General features: G+C 50.6%; 15 protein-coding genes and 1 pseudogene. 10 read left to right on the top strand and 6 right to left on the bottom strand.

Annotated features, from left to right (window positions below; genetic code table 11):
- The first annotated feature begins 439 nt into the window (after positions 1-439).
- The gene (locus tag K2H17_RS04575) at positions 440-988 is read left to right on the top strand and encodes an SMI1/KNR4 family protein (RefSeq protein ID WP_300131958.1); all 549 of its coding nucleotides are present in this window, start codon (positions 440-442) and stop codon (positions 986-988) included.
- 4 nt (positions 989-992) lie between these two features.
- On the opposite strand, the gene K2H17_RS04580 is transcribed toward K2H17_RS04575, so the two are convergent.
- The gene (locus K2H17_RS04580; protein WP_300131960.1) at positions 993-2,237 is read right to left on the bottom strand and encodes an acyloxyacyl hydrolase; all 1,245 of its coding nucleotides are present in this window, start codon (positions 2,235-2,237) and stop codon (positions 993-995) included.
- A complete protein-coding gene (locus K2H17_RS04585) occupies positions 2,227-3,258 on the bottom strand; it encodes a hypothetical protein (RefSeq protein WP_300131963.1) in 1,032 nt (343 codons plus the stop codon). The genes K2H17_RS04580 and K2H17_RS04585 overlap by 11 nt, the downstream gene beginning before the upstream one ends.
- A gap of 329 nt (positions 3,259-3,587) precedes the next feature.
- Between K2H17_RS04585 and K2H17_RS04590 the strand changes: the two genes are divergently transcribed.
- The 4 genes and pseudogenes from K2H17_RS04590 to K2H17_RS04605 all read left to right on the top strand — a co-directional run bounded on the left by K2H17_RS04590 (position 3,588) and on the right by K2H17_RS04605 (position 7,061).
- Positions 3,588-3,950, top strand: coding sequence for a hypothetical protein (locus K2H17_RS04590; protein ID WP_300131964.1), 363 nt, complete (start codon positions 3,588-3,590; stop codon positions 3,948-3,950).
- Positions 3,947-6,340, top strand: a complete 2,394-nt coding sequence (locus K2H17_RS04595; protein ID WP_300131966.1) for a pectate lyase — start codon at positions 3,947-3,949, stop codon at positions 6,338-6,340. Before K2H17_RS04590 ends, K2H17_RS04595 begins: the two co-directional genes overlap by 4 nt.
- A 305-nt stretch (positions 6,341-6,645) precedes the next feature.
- Positions 6,646-6,843, top strand: a pseudogene (locus K2H17_RS04600) (DUF1653 domain-containing protein); the annotation flags it as partial.
- Positions 6,840-7,061, top strand: a complete 222-nt coding sequence (locus K2H17_RS04605; RefSeq protein WP_300131968.1) for a hypothetical protein — start codon at positions 6,840-6,842, stop codon at positions 7,059-7,061. The pseudogene K2H17_RS04600 and the gene K2H17_RS04605, both read left to right, overlap by 4 nt.
- A 107-nt stretch (positions 7,062-7,168) precedes the next feature.
- Here the strand turns inward: K2H17_RS04605 and K2H17_RS04610 are convergent, their stop codons facing one another.
- Positions 7,169-7,747: a sigma-70 family RNA polymerase sigma factor gene (locus K2H17_RS04610; RefSeq protein WP_300131971.1), complete on the bottom strand. Its 579-nt coding sequence runs from the start codon at positions 7,745-7,747 to the stop codon at positions 7,169-7,171.
- Between the two features lie 135 nt (positions 7,748-7,882).
- Here K2H17_RS04610 and K2H17_RS04615 point away from each other — a divergent pair, with 135 nt between their 5' ends.
- The 5 genes from K2H17_RS04615 to K2H17_RS04635 all read left to right on the top strand — a co-directional run bounded on the left by K2H17_RS04615 (position 7,883) and on the right by K2H17_RS04635 (position 16,573).
- The gene (locus K2H17_RS04615; protein ID WP_300131974.1) at positions 7,883-9,043 is read left to right on the top strand and encodes a FecR domain-containing protein; all 1,161 of its coding nucleotides are present in this window, start codon (positions 7,883-7,885) and stop codon (positions 9,041-9,043) included.
- A 49-nt stretch (positions 9,044-9,092) separates the two neighbouring features.
- On the top strand, positions 9,093-12,626 hold the full coding sequence (locus K2H17_RS04620; RefSeq protein WP_300131976.1) for a SusC/RagA family TonB-linked outer membrane protein: 3,534 nt from the start codon (positions 9,093-9,095) through the stop codon (positions 12,624-12,626).
- A 17-nt stretch (positions 12,627-12,643) separates the two neighbouring features.
- Positions 12,644-14,095: a RagB/SusD family nutrient uptake outer membrane protein gene (locus K2H17_RS04625; RefSeq protein WP_300131979.1), complete on the top strand. Its 1,452-nt coding sequence runs from the start codon at positions 12,644-12,646 to the stop codon at positions 14,093-14,095.
- Between the two features lie 204 nt (positions 14,096-14,299).
- Positions 14,300-14,602 carry a DUF4369 domain-containing protein gene (locus tag K2H17_RS04630; RefSeq protein ID WP_300131982.1) on the top strand — a complete coding sequence of 101 codons (303 nt, stop codon included), beginning with the start codon at positions 14,300-14,302 and terminating at the stop codon, positions 14,600-14,602.
- An 87-nt stretch (positions 14,603-14,689) separates the two neighbouring features.
- Positions 14,690-16,573: a protein-disulfide reductase DsbD domain-containing protein gene (locus tag K2H17_RS04635; RefSeq protein ID WP_300131985.1), complete on the top strand. Its 1,884-nt coding sequence runs from the start codon at positions 14,690-14,692 to the stop codon at positions 16,571-16,573.
- A gap of 449 nt (positions 16,574-17,022) precedes the next feature.
- Here the strand turns inward: K2H17_RS04635 and ppdK are convergent, their stop codons facing one another.
- The 3 genes from ppdK to feoB form a co-directional block, all read right to left on the bottom strand.
- Complete coding sequence (ppdK, locus tag K2H17_RS04640) at positions 17,023-19,737, bottom strand: pyruvate, phosphate dikinase (protein ID WP_300131987.1); 2,715 nt, start codon at positions 19,735-19,737, stop codon at positions 17,023-17,025.
- 168 nt (positions 19,738-19,905) lie between these two features.
- Positions 19,906-21,153 (bottom strand): FtsX-like permease family protein, encoded by a 1,248-nt coding sequence (locus K2H17_RS04645; protein WP_300131990.1) that lies wholly within the window; start codon positions 21,151-21,153, stop codon positions 19,906-19,908.
- Between the two features lie 56 nt (positions 21,154-21,209).
- A complete protein-coding gene (gene feoB, locus K2H17_RS04650; RefSeq protein WP_300131992.1) occupies positions 21,210-23,618 on the bottom strand; it encodes a ferrous iron transport protein B in 2,409 nt (802 codons plus the stop codon).
- Positions 23,619-23,783: the final 165 nt, after the last annotated feature.

The raw sequence follows: 23,783 nt of genomic DNA on the forward strand, positions 1-23,783 counted from the left end.
CCCGAGTCAAACGGGCAGCTTGTCCTCTGGGATTAACACCAAACTGTACAAATAAATCAGGCGACCTTGAAAGGCCGCCCAATACTCTATGTCTTTTGCTTGGTTGAAAAACATAAAGTTCTTATCCCGAACTTGCGTCTATAAGTTTATCCCCTTTTTTAGAAGCCAATGATAAGATTATATTGTTTTGGGGTAGTAACTGTTCGATTATTACTTTTGGTGAGGTTTTTCTCAAGTATTGGACTTATTTCTGCTACCCGGATGATGATAATATATTGATTGCTGTTCCTGCAAAAAAATGTTTTAATTACCTTTGTAGAAGAGAATTTTGCATTTTATAATAAAAAGTCAAATGAGGTCGATAACAAGCTGCTCAACATCTCATAAGGGGTAGTTAGCTTCCGAACATTTGCATCATGTATCACGAAATAAAAATTAAATGGAAAAAGAAATATCTTGTTTAATAGATGAATTTATTAGTCTATCTGATGAATTAAGGCCTGGGTATTCCTTGAGTATTATTAAGGACAACGAGTTGTCTTTAATCCTTCCGGATTCATTAAAAATATTGTACTCTAAAGTAAGTGGCACATATTATGAAACTGAAGATCAACGATTGATGGATTTCTTACCCGGTTATCTTCTCATCAGGGATGCTGAATACGAAAGTTTTATGCAGTCTATAAAGGAAATGATTTCGAATGGAGAAGACAAGTATTATCCTATTCTTGTGAATTATTCCTCTGACTTTTATGCCTTGAAAGTATCGGAAGGTAAAGAAAACGGAATTTTCCTGATAGAACACGATGTTGATGAGCCAACAAAGATTCATAATTCTTTTGAAGACTTTCTTCGTACTGTAATCGCTTGCTATAAGGAAAAAAACTATTTTTTGGATGATGACGGGTATCTTGATATGGACTTTGACGAAGAACAGCTCATCGGCCAAAAGTATAATCCCGGTATTGACTACTGGTTTGAAGATTAAGAGGTTAGCGTAGGTCGTGGAAGCGGTAGCCGAGGCCGATCATGAGGTTGTTGGGGTTGCGGAAACTGTTGAGCTGGTAGCCGACGTGGAGGAAGAGGCTGTGCCAGACGTTGACTTTCAGCGCCAGAACCTGATAGAAGTTGCGGGTGTCATGGTTGCCGATCAGGTTGTAGCCTAAGCCTGCGTTGATCGAGAAGATCGGCATGACCAGTTCGCCGCGGGCCGAGAGTCCGGCTGAGACCTGATGGAAAAAGTCGGGACGGCGGAACTTGATGTCATCGTCATAGGTGCCTTCAACCCAGTATCCGGCCAGACCGGAACTTTCGTCATACTGGATGTCTGCCGAGATTCCTGCACGAAGGAAACGGTTGAAGTTGTACATTGGTGCGAAGTTCAGACCTGCGATCCCGAAGCGCCCCGGAAGCAGCTGAGGAGAGTCGTTGATGTGGAGCATCCGTTTGCGGGCTGCCCCGTAGACCACAAGATCGTAGCTGAAGTGAGGCCTGACAGGTTCGGTTTCCTGCATGTCGGCAAGTGTCTGCATGGAGGCGCGGCTGTCGAATGTGTAGATCAGTCCGGCGCGTCCGCCGATGGCATTGACTCCGGGATTTGGCCACGAGGTGTTGCCGTTTGACCAGTGGGTCATGTCGATTCCGGCTGCGAGAGCTATATTTGAGCTGAGGCAGTAGCGGAGCATGAAGCCGACATTGATATAGGCATTGGTGCCCGAACCGACAATCAGATTGGTCCGGGGATTGTCTTTCTGATATTTTTCCCAGCCGAAGGATGCGCCGAAGTTCCATTCGTAGTCAAACGTGAGCCGTGGGGCAAGTCTGAAAATCGATGCTCCCTGAAACACATAGACCCCGACCGGCGATCCGATCCGGCTCTTGTCGAAAAACGATGTCAGCGACAAGCCTACGCCCTGATAGGCGCCGGGGTAGAGGCGGCCGAGACGGCTCGACGGGGAGTAACTGAAGGAGTATTTCATGTGAGCCGAAATGTCGGAGTGCAGTTCCTTCGGTCCGGTGCCGTAATAACCGGCATCACGCAGGGCAGATGTCGAAGAACCGACATAGGCACCGCGTAGATCCAGGCCGACATGGCTGATGAACCGTGAGGCGGTCCGTGTGGAGTCTGTGTCAGCAGCACCGGCTGGTGTCGTAGTGGAAATCGCTGTCAGAAATGCAACTGTGGCGGCATTTCTGGCGAGTGTTTTGAGGAGGCTTGGGATTCTGTCAGTTTTCATCTGGTTGGATTTCTTGCCATTTGAATGTGTAGAAGAACGGCTGGGTTATCTCGACGGTCGTCGGCAGATCGTGGGTGCGGCCTGAGACGGGATTCTCGATGTGGAGAGTCGCCTTGGCTGTAATGAATATCCGTTGAAGATTCAGAACTCCTTTAACAGTTGAGTATGGCGGGATTTCGATGGGGTAGACTGCATAGAAACTGTTGCCGTTGACCGAACCGCTGTCAAGCGGCTTGATGGCGAACGGGTTTGTCGTATAGCGGACTTTGGTCCCGTTCAATGCTCCTGCGATCACGGATTCATTTTCGTTATTCACAAAAGTCGGGATTTCAACTTCCGGATATTCCTGATCGGGATCAATGTCGAAATTGTAGAGATGCTTTGTCTCGAATTTCCCTTGGAGCATACACCAGTTTTCCGGGCAGAACGACTGCGTCATCGGCTTGGGGCTATTGTTGTTGATGGTTAGCGGGGTGGTTGTAATGCTGCGGAAATCGTTGGAGAAGTTGGTGTTGTCGTATGTGAGTCCGGTGATGATATATTTGCCCTCCTCGATTTCGCGTGAAATCACGAAGCGGATATATTCCTCCTTGTAGGTATAGGTCAGTTTTATGCGGCCTGAAATGTTTTCTCCGGAGATATTACTTAGAGTTTTTATGGTCAGATGGCCTGTCTTTTCCTGAAGGAATTCCACCTCAATCTGGCTGTTGACAGCCATCACGCGGTTAATGAACGGCAGACTTGACGAGACATCCATCAGATAGAGACTTGATCGGGAATTGTAAGTGTTGGAATAATTCTCGCCGAATATTGTCCAGTCGTATTGAAAGCGGTCGAGTTGCAACTGGATGCTGCGCAGATATTCCGTGCCGAACGAGGCCGATTTCATTTCGCCTGTCCCGACGGTGAAATCATTGCCGGAGGGCTGGATGTCATCAATAAATATGTCGTTGTTGCAAGCGGTCAGCGCCAAGGCTGCCACAAGAAGAATAAGAGGTTGTTTAAAGCACTGTGTTTTCATAAACCGATGTTGAGATCCGGCCAAAGTTGACAGGGGCTGTTGGGATTGCAAAGATAGGCAATTAAATCCTAAAGACAAGCAGACGACAATGGGAAATAGGAATTCTGGATTATTGTAGTGAATATTTAACTTATTTTAGATTAATGGGTGTGGAGATTTCAAAAAGCTATTGATAACTTTGTCCCAAATTCGGTTTTAGCAAAATACAATATCCGTGACTCTTTAACCGGTACTGAACGATAAGTCGGAAAGTTACTGATGTTTCAGAACTAACTGCTTTATACCAATCTGAAAACAGAAATATTAATCATTTACTTATACTTAAATCCATGAAATCCTTAAAATTGATCCTTGGGCTTGGATTTTTGGCGCTGGCCGCAACGGTACAGGCTGATTCGAAGGTGACCACGGTCATCGGCGGTCAGCAGATCGACAAAGATCTGACAAAGCTTACATTCAATGACAAGATGGTCACTTTGACATTCAGCGACAGTTCTACCGAGACCGCAGAAATGGGGCTGATTGCCATCTCTTTTGACCACGGCGATTCATCAGCGATCTCCGAGATCCTTGCTGATCCGAAAAAAGCCAAAGGAGTCTACAATCTTAAAGGCCAGTATCTTGGCGAAAAGCCTGAAGGTCTCACTCAGGGAATCTATATTGTTAACGGTCAAAAAGTCTATGTCAAATGAAACATCTCTACTCAGTGCGCGGACTTCTGACCGCTGTAATTGCTCTGTTTGCAAGTGTGTCGGTAATGAAAGCCGAGACTTTGCTTTGCTCTTATGCAAACGGATCCATGACAAACATTACCATCAGCGGTACCACTGTATCAAAATCAGTAAAATATCAGTCGAATAAGACCAGTGTTACCTGTCTTCAGCTTGCCAATGGTTACACGACTGAAGCCGTCTATAATGGGAATGCTATCAACCTCGTCTGTGCTGAAGGTTTTAAAACCGGGGATGTGGTGACAATCCAAGGTTTTATAAATAATAAAGATGCATCAAAACGTGGTGCCGTAAAACTTATATCATTGGGAAATGACGACCAGATAAATGAACTCAATGCTTTTCCTGATTTTATAAACGGTTACACTTCGCCGGATATTCCTGAGAAGCTGACATATACATTGACTGAAGATCAGCCGAATCTTTCGCTTGTCCGTGATGGCAACACTGGTACAAATCTTATGTACATATCTGTTGTCCGTGATCCTGGGACTCCTGGCGAAGGTGAGGACCCGAATCCGACTCCCGGACCTTCAGGCGACCACTCGGTCAATATGAATACTCTCAACAATCAGATGCTACTCCGGATGACCAACGGCGATGTGAAATATTACAACACCGCAGATCTCTCAGAGGTGAACATCGACAAGGTCTCAGGAACCGTGAGCGTGACCCCTCTCGCCGGTGACTGGAACGACGAGTTCAAGAAGAATGTTGCCGCAATCAGTTTTGCCAAAGCTCCTGAAACCGGAGAAGATGCCGAGATTGTCAACAAAGGTGTGAACATCGTCGAAGCAAAGGGCTGGTTGGAGTCTGTCTATGCGAAATGGGAGCCGGTTGAAGGCTATTCGACTTACCACGTATATATTAAAGGTGGAAAGTACAGCGATTACACCCGCATTGACCGCGAGCTTGTTCGCAACTACGGTTCTTATGGACGTGCCGACATGGTTGGTCTTCCGGCCGGAGTCTATTCACTGAAAGTGGTTCCCGTGCTCATCGACGGTACGGAAGTTGAGAGCATGGGCAGCGAGGCCAAGGAAATGGCTGTCAAAGCTTATGACCGCAGTGGTTTCGCCCATTTCAATTACAGCGGTATCGGAGCCTACAAGGACAATGGCGAGCTGAAAGATGATGCCCGTGTGATTTATGTGACAGCCGAGACTGCCAAAACTGTTACATGTCTTGTCAAGCAGAGCAACAAAGATGGCGAAGGAACCGAATTCACCGGCCTCCAGGCAATCATCAATGCCTATCAGAAAGGTGTAGAAACCCGTCCGCTTGATGTCCGCCTTATCGGAACCATCAGAGACGCCGATATGGACACATTAGGCAGCTCTGCCGAGGGGCTTCAGATAAAGGGCAAGAACAATACTATTCCGATGAACATCACCATTGAGGGTATCGGTGACGACGCTACGACCTGGGGCTTCGGCTTCCTTCTGAGAAACGCCGTCTCGGTTGAATTGCGCAATTTTGCCAATATGCTTTGCATGGACGACTGCGTTTCGATCGACACCGACAACAAATATTGCTGGATTCACCATCTCGATCTCTTCTACGGCAAAACCGGCGGCGATTCCGACCAGGCGAAAGGCGATGGCACTGTCGATGTCAAAGGTGACTCACAGTATATCACAATCGCCTACAACCATTTCCACGACAGCGGAAAAAGCTCATTGTGCGGCATGAAGTCTGAATCAGGACCGAATTACATAGACTATCACCACAACTGGTTTGACCACAGCGACTCGCGTCATCCGCGTGTGCGCACCATGACTGTTCATGTCTGGAACAACTACTATGACGGCTGTGCCAAATACGGAGTGGGGGCCACCACCTCGTCGAGTGTATTTGTGGAGCGCAATTTCTTCCGTCACACCTTGGCTCCGATGATGAGCTCACGTCAGGGTACAGATGCTATGGGCGACGGAACGTTCTCCGGTGAAAATGGTGGTATCATCAAGAGCTTCGGCAACCTTTATGCTGAAAAAGGCACAGCAAACAAATATAATGTCATTACCCACACCATGAGTGCTACCAGCTTTGACTGTTATGAAGCATCAAGCCGTGACGAGAAAGTCCCTGCAACTTTCAAGGCGCTTGTCGGCGGAGGCACTTATGACAACTTTGATACAAACCCTGCTCTGATGTATGAATACACTCCCGTTGAAGCAGCTGATGTTCCGGCTGTCGTGACAGGATTCTATGGTGCAGGACGTCTGAACCACGGTGATTTCAAGTGGGACATGAACTATGAGGGCGCCGACACTGATTACAGTGTGATCTCCGCCCTAAAGACAGCTCTTCAGAACTACAAGAGTTCGCTGGTAGGCATCTTCGGTCTGTAATCAGAACCGGAGATCCGATTCCGACGCTCAATAATAGGAGTAAGTTGCAAAAGTGATCTAAATAAAGCTGCGTCATCCGCGGTATTGCAACACATGCAAATAAACTGCACCCCAAAAGTTTGACTCAAAACTTTTGGGGTGCAGTTCTGTTGTACATTCTTCACTTGATATAATCATATCCCATCCAAAGCTAATTGCCAAGTCGACTTTGCGTCACAAATTCAAGCCATCTTTTATCATAGACTTCAAATATGATAGATTGACAATTAGGCGTCGAATTTCAAATAAAGTAATTTAGTCATTTCAAGGGAGGAAAATATCGTCTATGGAAAATAGCCAAGGATTCCGAGAGACTTGACCGCATGGTTGTCTATCAGGCACTCTATGGCAATTGCGGTTATTGGGTTAGACCGGAAAAGATGTTCTTTGAGAGAATCACCAGGGAGGGTCGGGGAGTCATTCCCTCGCAGCACAGCAAGCAGACGCTGAGATTGATGGTGTGATCATTCTTACCGGCAAACAGACTGTCAGGCGCGTATGCCAGCTCAACAAAGAAGTCGATCATGAAGAACACGCACATCCACAACTGAAACACCATGTAACGGTGATTGTCGAGAAAATCGACCTTCTCGAGAACGTGTCGACCGAGATAAATACTATAAGGAGCGTCGAAAGCACTATCACCAGCAGATTCATGATGGTGATGACGCGAGGTGTGTGATGAACCGGCGCCTATGCCTTTGCGCCTGATGCGTTAGTAGTAGCCATAGCATAACGGATTAACAATAGTTAAACAATCATGCGACGGCAAAAGTTTAATCGTCGGCATCACGCCGATAGCTCTGTGTAACTATTTAGCAGCAAGGCGATTATACAGGAAGAAATATCGCCCATTTTCTCGCGTAGCAGCGCCAGTATATGCGCCTTGTATTTCTTCACTGTTATTTCTGCCACACCGAGGCGTTGCGCTATCTCGGCATTCTTAAGCCCCTCGCGATAGCTCATGCGTAGTATGTTGCGATACTTGAGCGGCAGCGACTCGATGGCTGCATGCAGGCGGTCAAGCGTCTCCTGTTCGAGCATGGCCACATCAATTTCGGGAGTTGCAGTGTCGAGCTCCGGCGAGTCGAGGTAATTGCTCTGCGAATGATGCTTTCTCACAAGAGTTATCGAACTGTGATATACACACTTGAGTATATAGGAGTACCATGCCGGCGAGGTCTTGAGACTCTTGCGCATCGTGTACGACGTCATCACCGCATCCTGCACACAATCCTCGGCGAGGTACGCAAGGTCCTCGCCCAGCAGCCTTGACGCATACAGCAGCAGTCCGGGATAAAGTTGCTCGTAAAACGGTGTGACATCACCCGCTATGAACGCTTTGTATATGTGATCATAGTTATACACTCCCGCAAATTTAACGAATATATCTCGAAATGCAAGCAAAAAACATCATTTTGCTAAATATTTTAAAATTTTCATGAAAATATATATACTTTTTCGCACCCATCGCTATTTATCTGTATAAAATCGACAAAATCCATGGATAATATAAAGCAGCTTCTTTACCGTCACGCCATCGGCATCACCACACCTGAGGAGGAGAGAGCACTCATCGAGTGGGCCGATGGCAATCAGCAGCGCCTGGCTCTGTTGCAGCGTCTGGCTGACCCCGACTACATAGCCGACCGGATCGGCAGGCGCGAGATGATACCCGTGGAGCGACCTATGGCCGACATGCGCCGCCGCATATCGCGCACACGCCGCCTCACCGCCGTTAGGGCCATAGCCGCATCAGTGACACTGCTGCTCACACTTGCTTCAACCTTTATTATTTATATATATGTGTCGCATCCGGCTGCCGACGCTCCCATGTCGGTCAGCACGGCTACGCCACAGCCCGCAATCGACATCGCCGGGATTCATCCCGGCACCACACATGCCAAACTTACGTTAGCGTCGGACACCACGCTCGAACTCTCGGCTACCGACACCATATGTGTGGCGAGCAGCATACTCCGGTCGGGCAGCTGCGACATAAACCGTCCCGCTGAACTGTGCCTCGATGTGCCGCGCGGAGCCGAGTTCAAAATCATCCTCGAGGACAGTACGCAGGTATGGCTCAACTCCGAGTCGACCCTGCGCTATCCTGAGGTGTTCAGCCCCACCGAACGCCGCGTACAGGTGTCAGGCGAAGCCTACTTCAGCGTAGCCAAGGACGAGAACCGCCCCTTCTATGTCGAGACAGGCGAACAGACCGTGCGCGTCTACGGCACCGAGTTCAATGTACGCGACTACGCCGATGCCCCGTGTGTCTACACAACACTTGAGCGAGGTTCAATAGCCATAACCCGCAGCGGACTGAACTCTGGCGAGGTCATGCTCTCGGCGGGACATCAGGCATGCCTCAGCCGGTCCGACAACACTCTCAATCTCCGGGTGGTCAACCCTGCGGTCATCACCAGCTGGCGCCACGGACGCTTCGTGTTTGAGGAGCAGCCGCTCGCAAGTATCATGCGCGACCTAAGCCGATGGTACGATTTCTCCTACGAATTTGCCGACCCGCAACTCGAACAGATAGTCTTCATGGGCAGCATACCCCGATATGCCGACTTCGCCACCGCCATATCCATAATCGAGAAGAGCGGCGGACTGCGCTTCACCACCCAGGGCGACAAGGTAGTAATATCACCCCGACAATAACAAATCTTAGAATAGGACCTATCACATTTTCACACCAAACCTCATTACAATGAAGAAAGTATTGTATCTATTACTACTGGTCATCTCATTGTTCGTACCGATCGAAAGCTACGCGCGTACCTACAATGCCAAGTTTGACCAAGCTACTCCAGAGGCTGTGCTCAATGCTCTAAAGCACGAGACAGGGCTGGAATTCGTATATCAGAAAGACGTACTCAAAGCCGCCAAGACACCCGTGACATGCAACTACACGGGCCTGTCACTCGACCAGCTGCTCAATCGAGTTATTTCGGTCAACATGCTGCTCGGCTATGAGATTGTTGACAAGACTGTCATCATCAAGCTCCCCGATCTCAACATCGACTATGTAAAGGGTGAGATCAGCGGCGTGGTCTATGACACCGAGGAGAATGAGCCTCTCGCCGGAGCCACCATCATGGTCGACGGCACCACCAATCTCGCCATCAGCGATGCCAACGGACGCTTCACACTCAAGAACGTTAAGGCCCTCAACCCCATGATCACAGCAGTGTTCGTGGGCATGAAACCCGTGTCAATCAAGGTCACTCCCAAGAACCAGCATAATCTGCGTTTCGACATGGAGACACATGTCACCATGATGAGCGAGGTTGTCGTTACCGGTTATCAAGACATTAAGAAAGAGAAGATGACCGGCTCGGTAGCTACAATCAGTGCCGATAAACTCGACGACCGCTACACACTCAATCTCCTTGACAATCTCGAAGGCCGAGTTGCCGGTCTCTCGACCTACGGTGGCAAACCTATCATACGCGGCATGGGCACACTCAGCGGCTCGACCGCACCACTGCTCGTTGTCGACGGCTTGCCCATCGAGGGGGATCTCGATGACCTCAACCCCTACGACATCGAGAGTATCAACGTGCTCAAAGATGCAGCCTCTTCGGCTATCTATGGTGCCCGTGCCGCCAACGGTATTATCGTCGTGACCACCAAGAACGCCAAGAAAAAAGGCAAAATCGACATCGACTTCTCTGCCAACGTCACCTGGTACGAGAACAAGAACATGGACTATCACGACAACTTCTACATGACACCAGAGGAGCAGATTGCAGCCGAGAGCAACTACCTCGAATGGAAATACTTCGAAAACGACCCGACCCACAATAATAATCCTGCTCAGAATATAAACTCATTAGCAACATCCATCGCAGGAGGGGCTTCGTCACCGACCCCGCTTCAGTATGCATATTATCAGCTCGCGTCCGGACAAATCACACGCGATCAGCTCAACACACTCAAGGCGTCGCTCGCAGGCAACAACTATGCCCAGGATTATGCCGACAATGTCTACCGTCGCCAGGTCATTCAGCAGTACAACCTTGCGCTGCGCAACTCGTCCGACAAGTCACGCAATAATATCGTGCTCAACTACAAGCACGACAACAGCGGTGTAATAAATCACAAGGCCGAATGGCTCAATATCTCCTACAAGGGCAGCTTCGACCTCGCCAAGTGGTTCACTGCCACAGTCTCAATCAACTCCATATACTCCACCACGCGCGAATACGGCTACGACTATAACAGTAATGCTAACAATCCTTGGGCTTATACACCATACCAGCCGTTCTACAACACCGACGGAGGTATCCGCCGCCAGTATCCATGGTTTAGCGGCAATGAATACTACACCCCGCAAGAAGGTATGCACGATCTCGGCGTTGACCCTGTTGAGGAGATGTATAACAACACACAGACCAACCGTCGCCAGAACATGCGCTATCACGGCGACCTCCTCTTCAAGATTATACCGGGACTTACAGCCAACGCACAATTTATTTACGAAGTCGACACCCGCAACGAGAAGCATCTGGCCACAGAGCAGAGTCATGCGGCACGTACCATGCGCAACGCTTATGCAACCATGGAAGGCGGCAAAGTCACCTATATGACTCCTCGCTCAGGCGGTTTTCTCCAGACCACTGTGCTTGAGGGCAACTATTGGACCGCGCGCGGTCAGCTCAACTACTCGCGCACATTCGGCAAACATGACATCACGGCCATAGCCGGTGTCGAGTTCCGCGAGACTACCTACAAAGGCACACGAGCTCTTGCTCTCGGCTATGACGAGCAGTTGCAGTCATCATCGACACACACTGTTGACTTCGGCAAACTCAGTCAAATGGTATACAGCCCGTTATTCCTGATTACATCTCAGTCCGGCTTCCCTTGCCAGCAGTTCGTATTTGATCCCTACCTGCGCGACGGCATGGGCATCGTGCCTGAGGAGCGCCATCGCTACGGATCTGGCTATGCCAACGCCACATATACCTACGACGAGAAGTACAATGTGTTCGGTTCATTCCGTAAAGATTACGCCGACGTATTCGGTCTCAATTCCAAGTTCCGCGGCAAGCCGCTGTGGTCGGTCGGCGCAGGCTGGAACATACACAATGAGTCGTTCGTTCACGATGCCGCACCATGGCTTTCATTCCTCAAACTCCGCTTTTCTTACGGTGTGACAGGCAACATCTATCAGGGCGCCACATCGGTAATGACAGCTTCGGCAGGCGAAATAAATACTTCTACCAACCTTCCCTACGGCGAAGTGACCTCACCCGCCAACCCCGACCTGCGTTGGGAGCAGAACCGAACCACCAACATCGGTCTCGACTTCAGTCTGTTCAACTACCGTCTGCGCGGCAATTTTGACTACTATAACAAGGTCGGCAAGGACATTTTCAACGGACTCAACCTCGACCCGACGACCGGCTTCACTTCAATCGTGGCAAATGCCGCATCAATCCGCAACCGAGGTGTCGAGCTCGTTGCTTCCTACGACTGGTTCGTTCCCCGCTCGCGTCGCAACTTTTCATGGACTACAAGTATGACTTTCACCTACAACAAAAATGAGGTGACCGATGTGGAGAATGACGTCACCACAGCTTTCAAACTCATCGGTACCCCCTACAAGGTAGGCTATCCTGTCAACGCTCTTTGGAGCTATCGCTTCGCCGGCATATCTGACGAACTCGGCATGGAGGGTCAGACTCTCTATTATATCGAGAACGGAGGCATCTCGCATGAAGCCGGGTCTCACAGCCCCGATGTTCTCGAATTTTCGGGACAGAGTGACCCCAAATACATCGTGGGCGTTGACAACACCTTCAAGTGGAATGGCATAAGCCTCGGATTCGTACTCGCTTACTACGGCGGTCACAAGATGCGCGCTCTTGCACAAAACGAGACATTCGCTTCATTCAATCAACCCATGGCTTCATATTTCAACAACGCCTGGACTCCTGAGAACCCGACCACCGTACCCGGCATGGGCAAGTATGCATCGACATCGGTAGGCAGTGAGACTTCCTACTCCAACAACGCCATACATGACGCATCGTTCATCAAACTGCGCAACGTTGTTCTCGGCTACACCTTGCCAGAGAACATTACACGCCGCTTCGGTATCAATCTGCTCACGCTGCGTTTCCAGGTCAATAATCTCAAGGCTCTGTGGACAGCCAACAATCTCGGCGTAGACCCTGAGACACTTGGCATCCGCAACCCCGCCTCCTACATGGTGGGTCTGAATTTAAATCTCTAATCTCGTAATCCACAGTTATGAAACTAAACATATCATTGAAACACATCACATCGGTGCTGGCGGCAGGTATGATGCTCGGCTCATGCTCCGACTTTACAGACATCGACCCCAAGGGCAAAAACCTGCTCACCCGCACAGCGGATCTCGAATTGTTGCTCAATGCTGACTACTCATTGTCGTCAAGTACGTTACAGGAAATCAGCGGCGATATTTTCGATTGCGTCGAGCCACTTGCTCCCGCCCTTGCACCACCGGTCAAAACCTCTTTCTCAATCATTGCAGGCTGGGATGAAGCAGGTCATGAAAATAAGCTGCCCGAACTGACCAATAGCGACTCCTACTATGCAGGCTGTTATGAGTACATCGGACGCATAGCCAATCCCATAATCTCGATGGTCGACAATGCCGACGGACAAGAAGCCGACAAGACCGCAATCAAAGCGGAAGCATACCTGATACGAGCCTACTTCCACTTCCTTGCCGCGCAGAAATTCGCTCCCGCATACGACAAAGCCACAGCTGCCGGTACTGTCGGACTCGCTTATATGTTAGAAGGACAGGATATCAAACAATCACCTGAGCCTATAATGCTCGACAAATACTATGATAACATCCTTGCCGACATCAACACCGCCATCAGCCTCGATGCTCTGCCCGAAGTACCCGTCAACGCAATGCGTTTCGGCAAAGCGAGTGCCTATGCAGTCAAAGCCCTCGTGCTTATGAGCATGCAGGAGCCTGGCGAGGCTGCCATTGCAGCCCAGAAAGCTCTTGATATCAAGAGTATTGTGGTTGACTACAACACCATGCTCAGCTCGGCTGCCGATGCTTTCGGCATCGGTACATATCCCGTACTGCTTCGCCCGAAACTTGAATGTGCCGAAGACTATTTCAGCGACAACAGTTACACTTTCTTAGACACAATACTCACCATGGACAAGTTTGAGACAGGTCATGCAATCCCCAACTACCTGAACTCTATGAACAGGATGTATGCAGGCATGATGGACCCATCGCTCATGTTTCTTGGTGTGCCGGGTCTGGTGATGACCAACGACCTCAACTCCTCATGGCCTCATATTGGTCTTAAAACCACTCAGATGTATCTTATTCTTGCCGAGAACGCAATTGAAAACGGCTTGTATGACGATGCTATGGACTATCTTGACAAGATACGCGTGTGTCGCATCGATCCTGCTGTCTACGCCCCTCTTAAGGGAACCGTCAACGACAAAGCCACAGCTATCGCTCGACTGAAAACGACAGCTCACGGTGAAGGCATATTCAGCGTATGGAACTTCATCGACCGCAAGCGCTGGACACGTCTTGCCGACTATCGCGAGACCGTCACACGCACTTTCTGTGACATTGACATGACCCTCACCCCTGATTCAAAGATGTGGGTATTTCCCATTCCTCAAAATGTTGTGAACAATAATCCTAACATGAAACCCTATCTCAATTGGTGATTTTCCCGGTTATAAGTGGCATAATAATTGTTAATAAGGAAACAAAAGAGGAATAAACGACCTCTAAATCCTTAAAAACATTATTATGTCACTTATGTCCCCTTATCTATCCCGGCTAAAACCTCACCTTGAGATCCACTTTGTCCTCCCCGCACGCGGGGAACGTTAAAACACTCCAATCATTTTATTTACAGCTTCTAAGTAATGAAGAAACTTACAATTCTCGGTCTTGGTGCGCTCGCCGTAATGTGCGCATGCAACTCCAAGCCTTCAACCGAGTACACCATCAACGGTACCACCGATGCCGCTGACGGGGAGACAATCTACTTCACCTATCAGCTTTCCGCCGACTCGACAGTCAAGGACAGCTGTGTAGTAGCCAACGGCGCATTCACCTTCACAGGCAGCATCGAAACACCCAAGATGGGCTACATCAGTTGCGGCCCCATGAGCTACACCAATCAGAAGGTACGTCCCCTCATGGTTGAGCTCGGCATTGCTCGGTGACAAGAAGTAATCGGTCAGACTGACACACCAGCTTGTCGAGACAAGTTTTTAAGGAACATATAACGGAAATAAGTGACATATTTTTTTATGAAAAGGATTTTAACGATATTTTTCGCTGCAATCGTGGCCGTAGGCTGCCTGCAAGCCAAGGAAAAAGTCAGTGTACTGTATGTGGGCGGCACACCCGACATCAACACCTACGGCGTACCTGCCGATCCGGCCGCAGTGGCTAAGTCGGCCAAGGAACGTACCGCCGATTTCAACAGATTTCTCAAGCAACATTTTACAAAAGTCAAGGTAGTCGACGCCGCAGATTACACACCCGATATGTCCGACGCATACGACGTGACCTTGTTTGACGGCAAGCCCCGCGAAATCAAGCCCCACGCACTGCTCCCCTTCGACTTTGACCGCGCCGCTATATGCATCGCCGAGATGAGCGAAGAGCTGGGCCGCTCGATCGGCACTAAGAACGACTGGTTCTGCCTCTGCCTCGACAACTATGCGCTGGGCTGGAAGAAGGATCACCCCATCTTCAACGGTCCGTTCAAGGTCAACATCACTACCGAGATGCGCCCCACTCCGGAAGTTGCCAAGGAGTACGGTCCGATATACGGCTACACCTTGCCCGATCAGACCGAGATGTGGATGGTGCATGAGCCATTCTCGCTCCAAAGCGGCAAACGCATAGGCATGGTGTCGCGCCCATGGGGCTACACCGACTCGCCCGATGCCGAAGTCATATCTGGCGGACAGTGTGTCAAGAGCATTGACGCTGTGGCAATAGGCCGTCACGGCAACTTCCTCCACTGGGGTTTCGCAGCCAAACCCTCCGACATGACCGAATCCGCCCGTGCGGCACTGGCCAACGCCATAGTGTACATGAAGGACTATAACGGCAAGCGTATCATAGCCCGCAAACTCAACGAGGGCATGGCTACACGCGACAACGCCGTTGCCGCCAAGTATTATGCGTCGCGCGCTTGCAATGACAGCCAGTATGAGATGGAGCTGAACTTCTACAATGCCACCGACAGCATTATCAAGGTAGTGAAGGCCAAGCAGCAGGCAGGCGAGGAGCTCCAGCCCATGGAACTGATGTACCTGCAAATGCCTGAACCGCAGAAACCGGTCAGAAGACCGTTTGAGGATTACATTCGCAACCGCGAGCCCAAGCTCTTCCACATATTTGGCGAGGACGAGGACGAGTATGCACGCTATTACGACCGTAACGCCCCCTACATGTATCCCACCATCGACGGATATGCGCTCGACATTGACGAGGATGTGCGCGCCATGGGTATAGCCAACAACGACATACGCCTGCTTGACAAGGCAATCGAACTCCTCGGCAAGGGGGGGAGTGATGCTGAGCGCGGACGCCGTGTGCTCGAACGCTACACTCTCTGCCGCTTTGCTACTCCCGGCGAATGGCAGGTTTGGCTCGACCGCAACCGCGACCGCATGTTCTTCACCGAGAGCGGCGGCTGGCTGTGGCTTGTCAACACCGACGACCACGCTGAGCCGGGCAACGATTATACTGTGCTCGAACGTAAAGAGAACGAGACACCCGCGGCTCCCGACGCTCCCGCCGGTGTGACCGACAATAACAACCCCGTGGCACTCAATGCCGGACTCAGTGATGCTCCCGATGGGTGCAAAGATGTGGTGCTGACCATGACCGTGCATGACGGATATCACACCTACGCCTATGTCGACGAGAACGATCCGTTCATACCTACTGAAGTGACCATAGAGCTCCCCGAAGGCTACGAGAAAGTAGGTGACCTGCGACTCCCATCCCCCTCGCCCTCACCCACAGCCACCACCTACTACACAGGCACAGGCTCATTCACTCAGCGCATCAAAGGCCAGGGTGCCGGCAAGGCAATCGTGACTGTCAAATACCAGGTATGCGACAACTCCATCTGTTTTCCCCCTGCAACCAAGAGCTTCGAGGTAGACCTTTAAGAGATTGTATATAATACAATCTGACAATGCAAAAGACGGATTCTGCACCACACGGAATCCGTCTTTTGCGTTGTCAGATATACCCCGACCGACACTTGAGCTGGCACAACAGGAGATAAATGCCTGCTTTTGCAGTAGTAAAAAAATTATTACTGTCCGCTAAAGTTTTTTTGAGCGATTGAAAAAATAGGGCTGATTCCATTTGCAGGAGTCAGCCCATTATGGTTACTTTGGTGTCGCACAACTGTCGGGAGTTAACCCCGTACACACCATTGTACACACGCTGTATGCGCCCCTGTAAAATGTGTGACACTTTTTGTACGCAAATCCGCGCATTTGTACCCACAAAGTGACGCCAAGTGAACGCCCCCCCTAAGAACAACTTAGGCTGTAACGCCTGATTTCTCAAAGCGTTACAGCCTAACTGTCGGATTATGTTAGAGTAGCTCTTACTCTTCGATGGCAGCCTGGGCCGCAGCTACGCGGGCGATGGGCACGCGGTAGGGTGAGCAGCTGACGTAGTTCATGCCGAGTTTAGCACAGAACTTGACTGATGAGGGTTCGCCGCCGTGTTCGCCGCAGATACCCACTTTGAGTTCGGGTTTGGTCGCACGACCTTTTTCTACACCCATCTTGACGAGCTGGCCTACGCCTTCCTGGTCGAGGACTTCGAAAGGATCTGTCTTGATGATGCCGTGTTCCTTGTAGAATTTGAGGAACTTGGGTGCGTCGTCGCGAGAGAAACCGAAGGTCATCTGGGTGAGGTCGTTGGTGCCGAATGAGAAGAAGTCAGCGACTTCTGCAATCTGGTTGGCAACGAGAGCCGCACGGGGAACTTCAATCATAGTTCCGACCTTGTAGGGTACACTTTCGCCGGTTTCTTCGAATACCTTGGCAGCGGTGATGTTGATGACATCTGCCTGGTTCTGAATTTCCTTGAGTGAACCTACAAGAGGAATCATGATTTCGGGGTGCACGTCGATTCCGCGGGCTTTGACAGCGAGTGCGGCTTCGATGATGGCGCGGGTCTGCATCTCGGTGATTTCGGGGTAGGTGATGCCGAGGCGGCAGCCGCGGTGACCGAGCATCGGGTTGAATTCTTCGAGCGAGTCAACTTTGGCTTTTACTTCTTCGAGGGTGATGCCCATTTCTTCAGCCATCACTTTCTGAGTGGCGGTCTGATGAGGCACGAATTCGTGCAACGGGGGATCGAGAAGTCGGATGGTCACACCGTAGCCGTCCATTGCTTCGAAGATGCCTTCGAAGTCACCGCGCTGCATCGGGAGGAGTTTGGCGAGGGCTACACGACGGCCTTCTTCGTCAGAAGCGAGGATCATTTCGCGTACTGCCTTGATGCGGTCACCTTCGAAGAACATGTGTTCGGTGCGGCAGAGACCGATGCCCTGTGCGCCGAAGTGACGAGCCTGCTTTGCGTCGCGGGGTGAGTCTGCGTTGGTGCGGACAAGTGTCTTGGTATATTTGGACGCGAGGTTCATGATTGCGCCGAAGTCTCCACCGAGTTCCGGTTCGGTTGTCGGAACCTGACCGTTGTAAACTTCGCCGGTTGAACCGTTGAGTGAAATCCAGTCACCTTCTTTGTAGACTTTGCCACCCATTTCAACGGTCTTTTCCTTGTAGTCAACGCGGATTTCACCGGCACCTGACACACAGCATTTGCCCATACCGCGGGCAACTACGGCTGCGTGAGAGGTCATGCCGCCGCGCATTGTGAGGATACCCTGGGCCACGGCCATACCGCGAAGGTCTTCGGGTGATGTCTCGATGCGGACGAGGACCACTTTGCGTTTCTTTTCGCTCCAAGCTTCAGCTTCTTCTGCCGAGAATACGATCTGGCCGGCAGCTGCACCGGGAGAAGCGGGAAGACCCTTGGCTACGACTTTGGCGCGCTTGAGGGCGGCTTGGTCAAAGACGGGGTGGAGGAGTTCGTCAAGTTTCTGAGGCTCCATGCGTAAAAGGACGGTCTTTTCGTCGATCTCGCCTGCGCGGAGGAGGTCCATGGCGATTTTGACCATCGCAGCGCCGGTGCGCTTGCCGTTACGGGTCTGGAGCATCCAGAGTTTGCCGTCCTGGATGGTGAATTCCATGTCCTGCATGTCCTTGTAGTAGTCTTCGAGACGGCCTGCGATTGCGATGAGTTCGGCAGCGCAGACAGGCATGGATTCTTCGAGAGAGGGATATTTTTCAGCACGGACTTCTTCGCTGATGCCCTGGAGGGCAGCCCAGCGGCGAGAGCCTTCCACTGTGATCTGCTGGGGAGTGCGGATGCCGGCAACCACGTCTTCGCCCTGAGCGTTGATGAGGTATTCGCCGTTGAAGATGTTTTCGCCAGTTGCAGCGTCGCGGCTGAAAGCCACACCGGTAGCTGAGTTGTCGCCCATATTGCCGTAGACCATAGCCTGAACATTGACGGCTGTGCCCCATTCTTCGGGGATCTGGTTCATGCGGCGGTAGAGGATGGCGCGTTCGTTCATCCAGCTGTCAAATACGGCGCAGATGCCGCCCCAAAGCTGTTCCCAAGCGTCGTTGGGGAAGTCTTTTCCGGTGTATTCCTTAACGGCAGCCTTGAAGAGTTTCACGAGGTTCTGGAGATCTTCGACTGTAAGCTCGGTGTCGAGTTTTACGCCTTTTTCTTCCTTTACCTTATCCATGATTTCTTCGAAAGGATCGATATCGGCTTTGCTTTTGGGCTTCATGCCGAGCACGACGTCGCCATACATCTGTACGAAGCGACGGTAGCTGTCCCATGCGAAACGGGGATTGCCGCTCTTTTTAGCAAGAGATTCAACGGTTGCATCGTTCATACCGAGGTTGAGGACGGTGTCCATCATGCCGGGCATTGATGCGCGTGCGCCTGAACGTACGGATACGAGAAGGGGATTTTCGGGGTCGTTGAATTTTTTGCCAGTGAGCTGCTCGACGTGAGCTATTGCGGCTTGAACTTCAGAAGTAAGATCCTTGACAACTTTGTCGCGGCCATACTGGGTGTACTCGGTGCAGACTTCGGTAGTGATAGTGAAGCCGGGAGGCACCGGCATACCGAGAAGGTTCATTTCGGCGAGGTTCGCGCCTTTGCCGCCGAGGAGATTACGCATTGAGGCATTGCCTTCCGCTTTACCATCTCCAAAAGTATAAACTCTTTTCATTCTGTTAATTAGATATTGATAATGTTGATGTTTTTTCGATATTATAATGTTGTAGAGGTTAACATAAATGCAAAGATAATGCTTTTTCGCCTAAACGCAATGTTTTTAGGCTTCTTTTGTCAAATTTGTAGATGTTTATAGAGCCCGCGTAGAGCCCGTAGGGATGTGTCAGTCGTAGTTTATGACGCGTGAGGGTGGGATTGTGGTGATTATGGCTGAGGGAAGAATCAGAACAAGTGCCGAGACTATTATGATTCCGGTGTTCAGTATCAGCAGGGCGGTGAGGTTTAGCTCCATCGGGACATGGTCAAGATAATAGGCTTCCGGATCGAGGGGTATAAAACCGGTGCTGGTCTGAATGAGGATTATACCGACAGCGATTGCGTTGCCGATCAGCAGCCCGCAGGCGAGGAGGCGTAGTGTCAGCCAGACGAAAGCACGTCGGATCAGGGCGTCGGAGGCCCCAAGCGCTTTCAGGATTCCGATCATGTTGACACGGCGCAGGATCAGGATGAAGAGTGAGGATACGAGGGTAAGGCAGGTAAGAAGAGACATTATTGTCAGAATGACAACAACGTTTGTGTCCAGCAGGGCGAGCCAGTTGAAATAGAGTGCAGCGGATGAGTGGACATCGGTGACGGCATATAGTTTGTCGGAACGGCCTGTGTAGAGGTCTTCCATCAGCGATGCTGTCAGGTTGTCCGTTGCCCGGCTGATCTCTTCGTCGCTGCCGAGTCCGTTGATCTCGACCACAGTTCCAAGGCGTTCATCTATGCCGGCAAGAGCGCTCAGCATCGGGAGAGAGGCGAAAATGAATGCCTTGTCATATTCGCTGAAATGTGTGTCATAAATACCTGCGATTTTCAGGCGGCGTGTCCGATAGTTGTCACCTCCAAGGAAATAGGCATCAATCTTGTCACCGCAGCTGACATTCAGCTTCTGGGCAAGACTGTTTGAAATGACGGTGTGATAGATTGTAGAATCTGCATTGAAATCCGGGATGACACCGGCTACCAGGTTTTCACGCACAAAGTCCCAGTTGTGGTTCCTGGCCATGCCTTTAACAATGGCCCCGGTGAAATCGGCCGGAGTCTTGAGTATTACAGGCTGGCGGATGGTAAGTGTCGAGGTCGCGCTTTGCGGGAGAGTTTCTAATGCAGATGCAAGATCGTCGATATTGACCAATGATCCCTCAGGACCGTCGGAGGCGTTGCGCAGAGAGATTGTGATCTGGGAATCGAATCCCATGATTTTGTGGCGGATTTCATTCTTGAAACCCATCATGACCGCAATCGACAGCAGCATCACCACCACCGAAAGCGCAATTCCTGTGACTGCGATTACGATGCCGGACTGCGTTTTGCCTGAGGCTGAGCGCAGACTGAGCCGACGTGCTATGAAAAGGGCAAGAGTCATGACGGCGGCAAAATTACGGAAATTCCATGAGTTTTACCAACGTGATTATTCAAAATCTACACCAGAAGTGCTATGTTGTAGACTATAAATGCCGCAATCCAGGCAATTGCCGTGTTGTAGAGAACGGAGAAAAGCCCGTAGCGAGGATTGCCGGTCTCCTTGACGATTGCGGTGATCGTAGCGATGCAGGGACAGTAAAGCAGCACGAAAATCATGAAACTTAATGCGGCGGCTGCGGTGAAGTACGGTTTGCCTGTCACTTCGTTTGGCGAAGTCAGTCGGGCTGAAAGGGTCTGGTCAGACGCTTCCTCGTCGCCGGTATAGAGAACACCAAGAGTGGAAACCACGATCTCTTTTGCGGGGACTCCAGCAAGTGCGGCCACTGATGCGCGCCAGTGGAAACCGAGGGGTTCGAGCAGCGGATTGATCGCTTTGCCGGCCATCTCAAGATAGCTGTCGCGTGAAGGGTCGATGGCTGAGTCATCGGTGACTGTTTCAGCGGAAATATTCTGAGAAGGTTGTCCGTCATGGAGCGGGAAATAGTTCAGCGCCCAGACAATGATACTGGCGACGAGGATCACGCCGCCCATTTTGCGCAGATATTGCTCACCCTTGCCCCACATGTGGCGGAGGGTTGCCTGCAAGGTCGGGACGCGATAGGGCGGGAGTTCCATGACGAACGGTGTCACGTCCTGTCCGAAGTGGAAGCGACGGAGCATGCGGGCTGTCAGTCCGGCTATCAGTATGCCTGTGAAATACAGACACATGAACACCAGTGTGGCATGGTTAGGGAAAAATGTTCCTATCAGTAGCACATAGATAGGCAGGCGGGCCGAACAGCTGATGAATGGATTGATCAGTATGGTGATCAGACGGCTTGAGCGGCTTTCGATTGAGCGGCTGGCCATGATCGAAGGTACTGTGCAGCCGAATCCCATCACGAGCGGAATGAAAGATTTGCCGTGAAGTCCAAGCCGGTGCATGACTTTGTCCATGATGAAAGCAGCGCGGGCCATGTAGCCTGAGTCCTCCATGAAAGATATGCAGAGGTAGAGAATCAGGATGTTCGGCAGGAATACGATCACGCCGCCGACACCGCCGATGATTCCGTCGGCAATCAAGTCCTTGACTATTCCGTCAGGCAGGTGTTCCTTGACCATTTCTCCTATCCAGCTGACCGCGCTTTCGATCCATTCCATGGGATAGGATCCCAGTTCAAAAGTGGCCCAGAAAATCAAGGCCATGATGCCGATGAAAATCGGAAAGCCGAACAGTCGGTTGGTGACAATCGTGTCTATGATATGTGTGGAGTTGATCTCTTCTTTCTTGGATTCTTCGAGAGTCTCGGCCAGAGCGCCTGCGATGAAACCGTATTTCGCATTGGCGATCGACATGTTGATGTCGGCGTCTTTCTGTATCTCGGAGACCTTTTGCAGTTTCTTGTCGCGCAGGTCGAGAATCCGGGAGCCGTCAGGCAGGGAGCGGACCATTGTCTCTACTTCCGCGTCACCTTCCAGCAGTTTGATCGCAAGATAGCGTGGAGAGAAGTGGCGTCCGATGTGTGGATTTTCTTTTAGCGTGTCTTTAATTTCTGACAGCGCTTTTTCGATGTCGGAGCCAAGGTTGACGTGGATGTGACGGACAGCAGGATCTGTCCCTTCATAGACGCTGATCACGGTGTCGAACAGTTCGTTGATTCCGGTGCCGTTGCGGGCGGATGTGGGGACGATGGGCACACCGATCATTTCGCCCAGAGTCTTGTAGTCGAGTTTGCGGCCGGAACGTTCAAGCTCATCGGCCATATTGAGGGCGATGACCATGCTGCGGTCCATGTCGATGAGCTCGGTCGTCAGGTAAAGGTTGCGTTCGAGGTTCGATGCGTCGACAACGTTGATGATGATGTCAGGTGTCTTTTCTTTCAGATAACGTCTGACGTAGAGCTCTTCAGGGGAGTAGGAGGCAAGAGAATAAGTGCCGGGTAGGTCTACTATGTTGAATCTGAATCCTTTGTATTTGAATGTTCCTGACTTGGCGTCGACAGTCACACCGCTGTAATTGCCCACATGCTCGCGGGCTCCTGACGCAACGTTGAAAAGGGTGGTCTTTCCGCAGTTCGGATTGCCGATCAGGGCTATGTTTATTGTGCGCAGCCCTTTTTCGTGGGCCGGTGTTGAGATTTCAGTATCGCTGACGGTCTTGGTGTGGTTGATCAGAGTCGGTTCGGAAGAATCTGAATTGTCATTTACAGAGACCACTTCAACCAGCTCGGCTTCAGACCGGCGCAGGGAGACCTCATAGTCCATTATCTGATATTTCACCGGATCGTGGAGCGGTGCGTCAAGTACCACTCTGACTTCACGGCCACGCACGAACCCCATTTCCAGCATTCGTTTGCGGAAAGCTCCGTGACCAAGAATTTTTACAATTATTCCGGTTTCGCCCGGTTTGAGATCAGATAGTCGCATAGGTGCAATTGTTTGTCAGTGTCAAAAGAGTTTGCAAACTTAATCATTATTTATAGAATAGAAAATACCTAAAAATAGTGATGCGCTTTAAGAGAGTGTTTAGTTTTAACTGAAATTTAATTTTACAAGTGAGCAAGGAGCAATTTAATCGTTGCGAAGTCAATC

The organism is Duncaniella sp., assembly GCF_029054785.1.
Classification (GTDB): Bacteria; Bacteroidota; Bacteroidia; order Bacteroidales; family Muribaculaceae; genus Duncaniella.

Coding starts and splice junctions, on each gene's coding strand:
- K2H17_RS04575 (WP_300131958.1), top strand. CDS start 440: ATGGAAAAAGAAATATCTTGTTTAATAGATGAATTTATTAGTCTATCT.
- ppdK (WP_300131987.1), bottom strand. CDS start 19,737: ATGAAAAGAGTTTATACTTTTGGAGATGGTAAAGCGGAAGGCAATGCC.
- K2H17_RS04645 (WP_300131990.1), bottom strand. CDS start 21,153: ATGACTCTTGCCCTTTTCATAGCACGTCGGCTCAGTCTGCGCTCAGCC.
- K2H17_RS04625 (WP_300131979.1), top strand. CDS start 12,644: ATGAAACTAAACATATCATTGAAACACATCACATCGGTGCTGGCGGCA.
- K2H17_RS04635 (WP_300131985.1), top strand. CDS start 14,690: ATGAAAAGGATTTTAACGATATTTTTCGCTGCAATCGTGGCCGTAGGC.
- K2H17_RS04590 (WP_300131964.1), top strand. CDS start 3,588: ATGAAATCCTTAAAATTGATCCTTGGGCTTGGATTTTTGGCGCTGGCC.
- K2H17_RS04580 (WP_300131960.1), bottom strand. CDS start 2,237: ATGAAAACTGACAGAATCCCAAGCCTCCTCAAAACACTCGCCAGAAAT.
- K2H17_RS04620 (WP_300131976.1), top strand. CDS start 9,093: ATGAAGAAAGTATTGTATCTATTACTACTGGTCATCTCATTGTTCGTA.
- K2H17_RS04630 (WP_300131982.1), top strand. CDS start 14,300: ATGAAGAAACTTACAATTCTCGGTCTTGGTGCGCTCGCCGTAATGTGC.
- K2H17_RS04615 (WP_300131974.1), top strand. CDS start 7,883: ATGGATAATATAAAGCAGCTTCTTTACCGTCACGCCATCGGCATCACC.
- K2H17_RS04595 (WP_300131966.1), top strand. CDS start 3,947: ATGAAACATCTCTACTCAGTGCGCGGACTTCTGACCGCTGTAATTGCT.
- feoB (WP_300131992.1), bottom strand. CDS start 23,618: ATGCGACTATCTGATCTCAAACCGGGCGAAACCGGAATAATTGTAAAA.
- K2H17_RS04585 (WP_300131963.1), bottom strand. CDS start 3,258: ATGAAAACACAGTGCTTTAAACAACCTCTTATTCTTCTTGTGGCAGCC.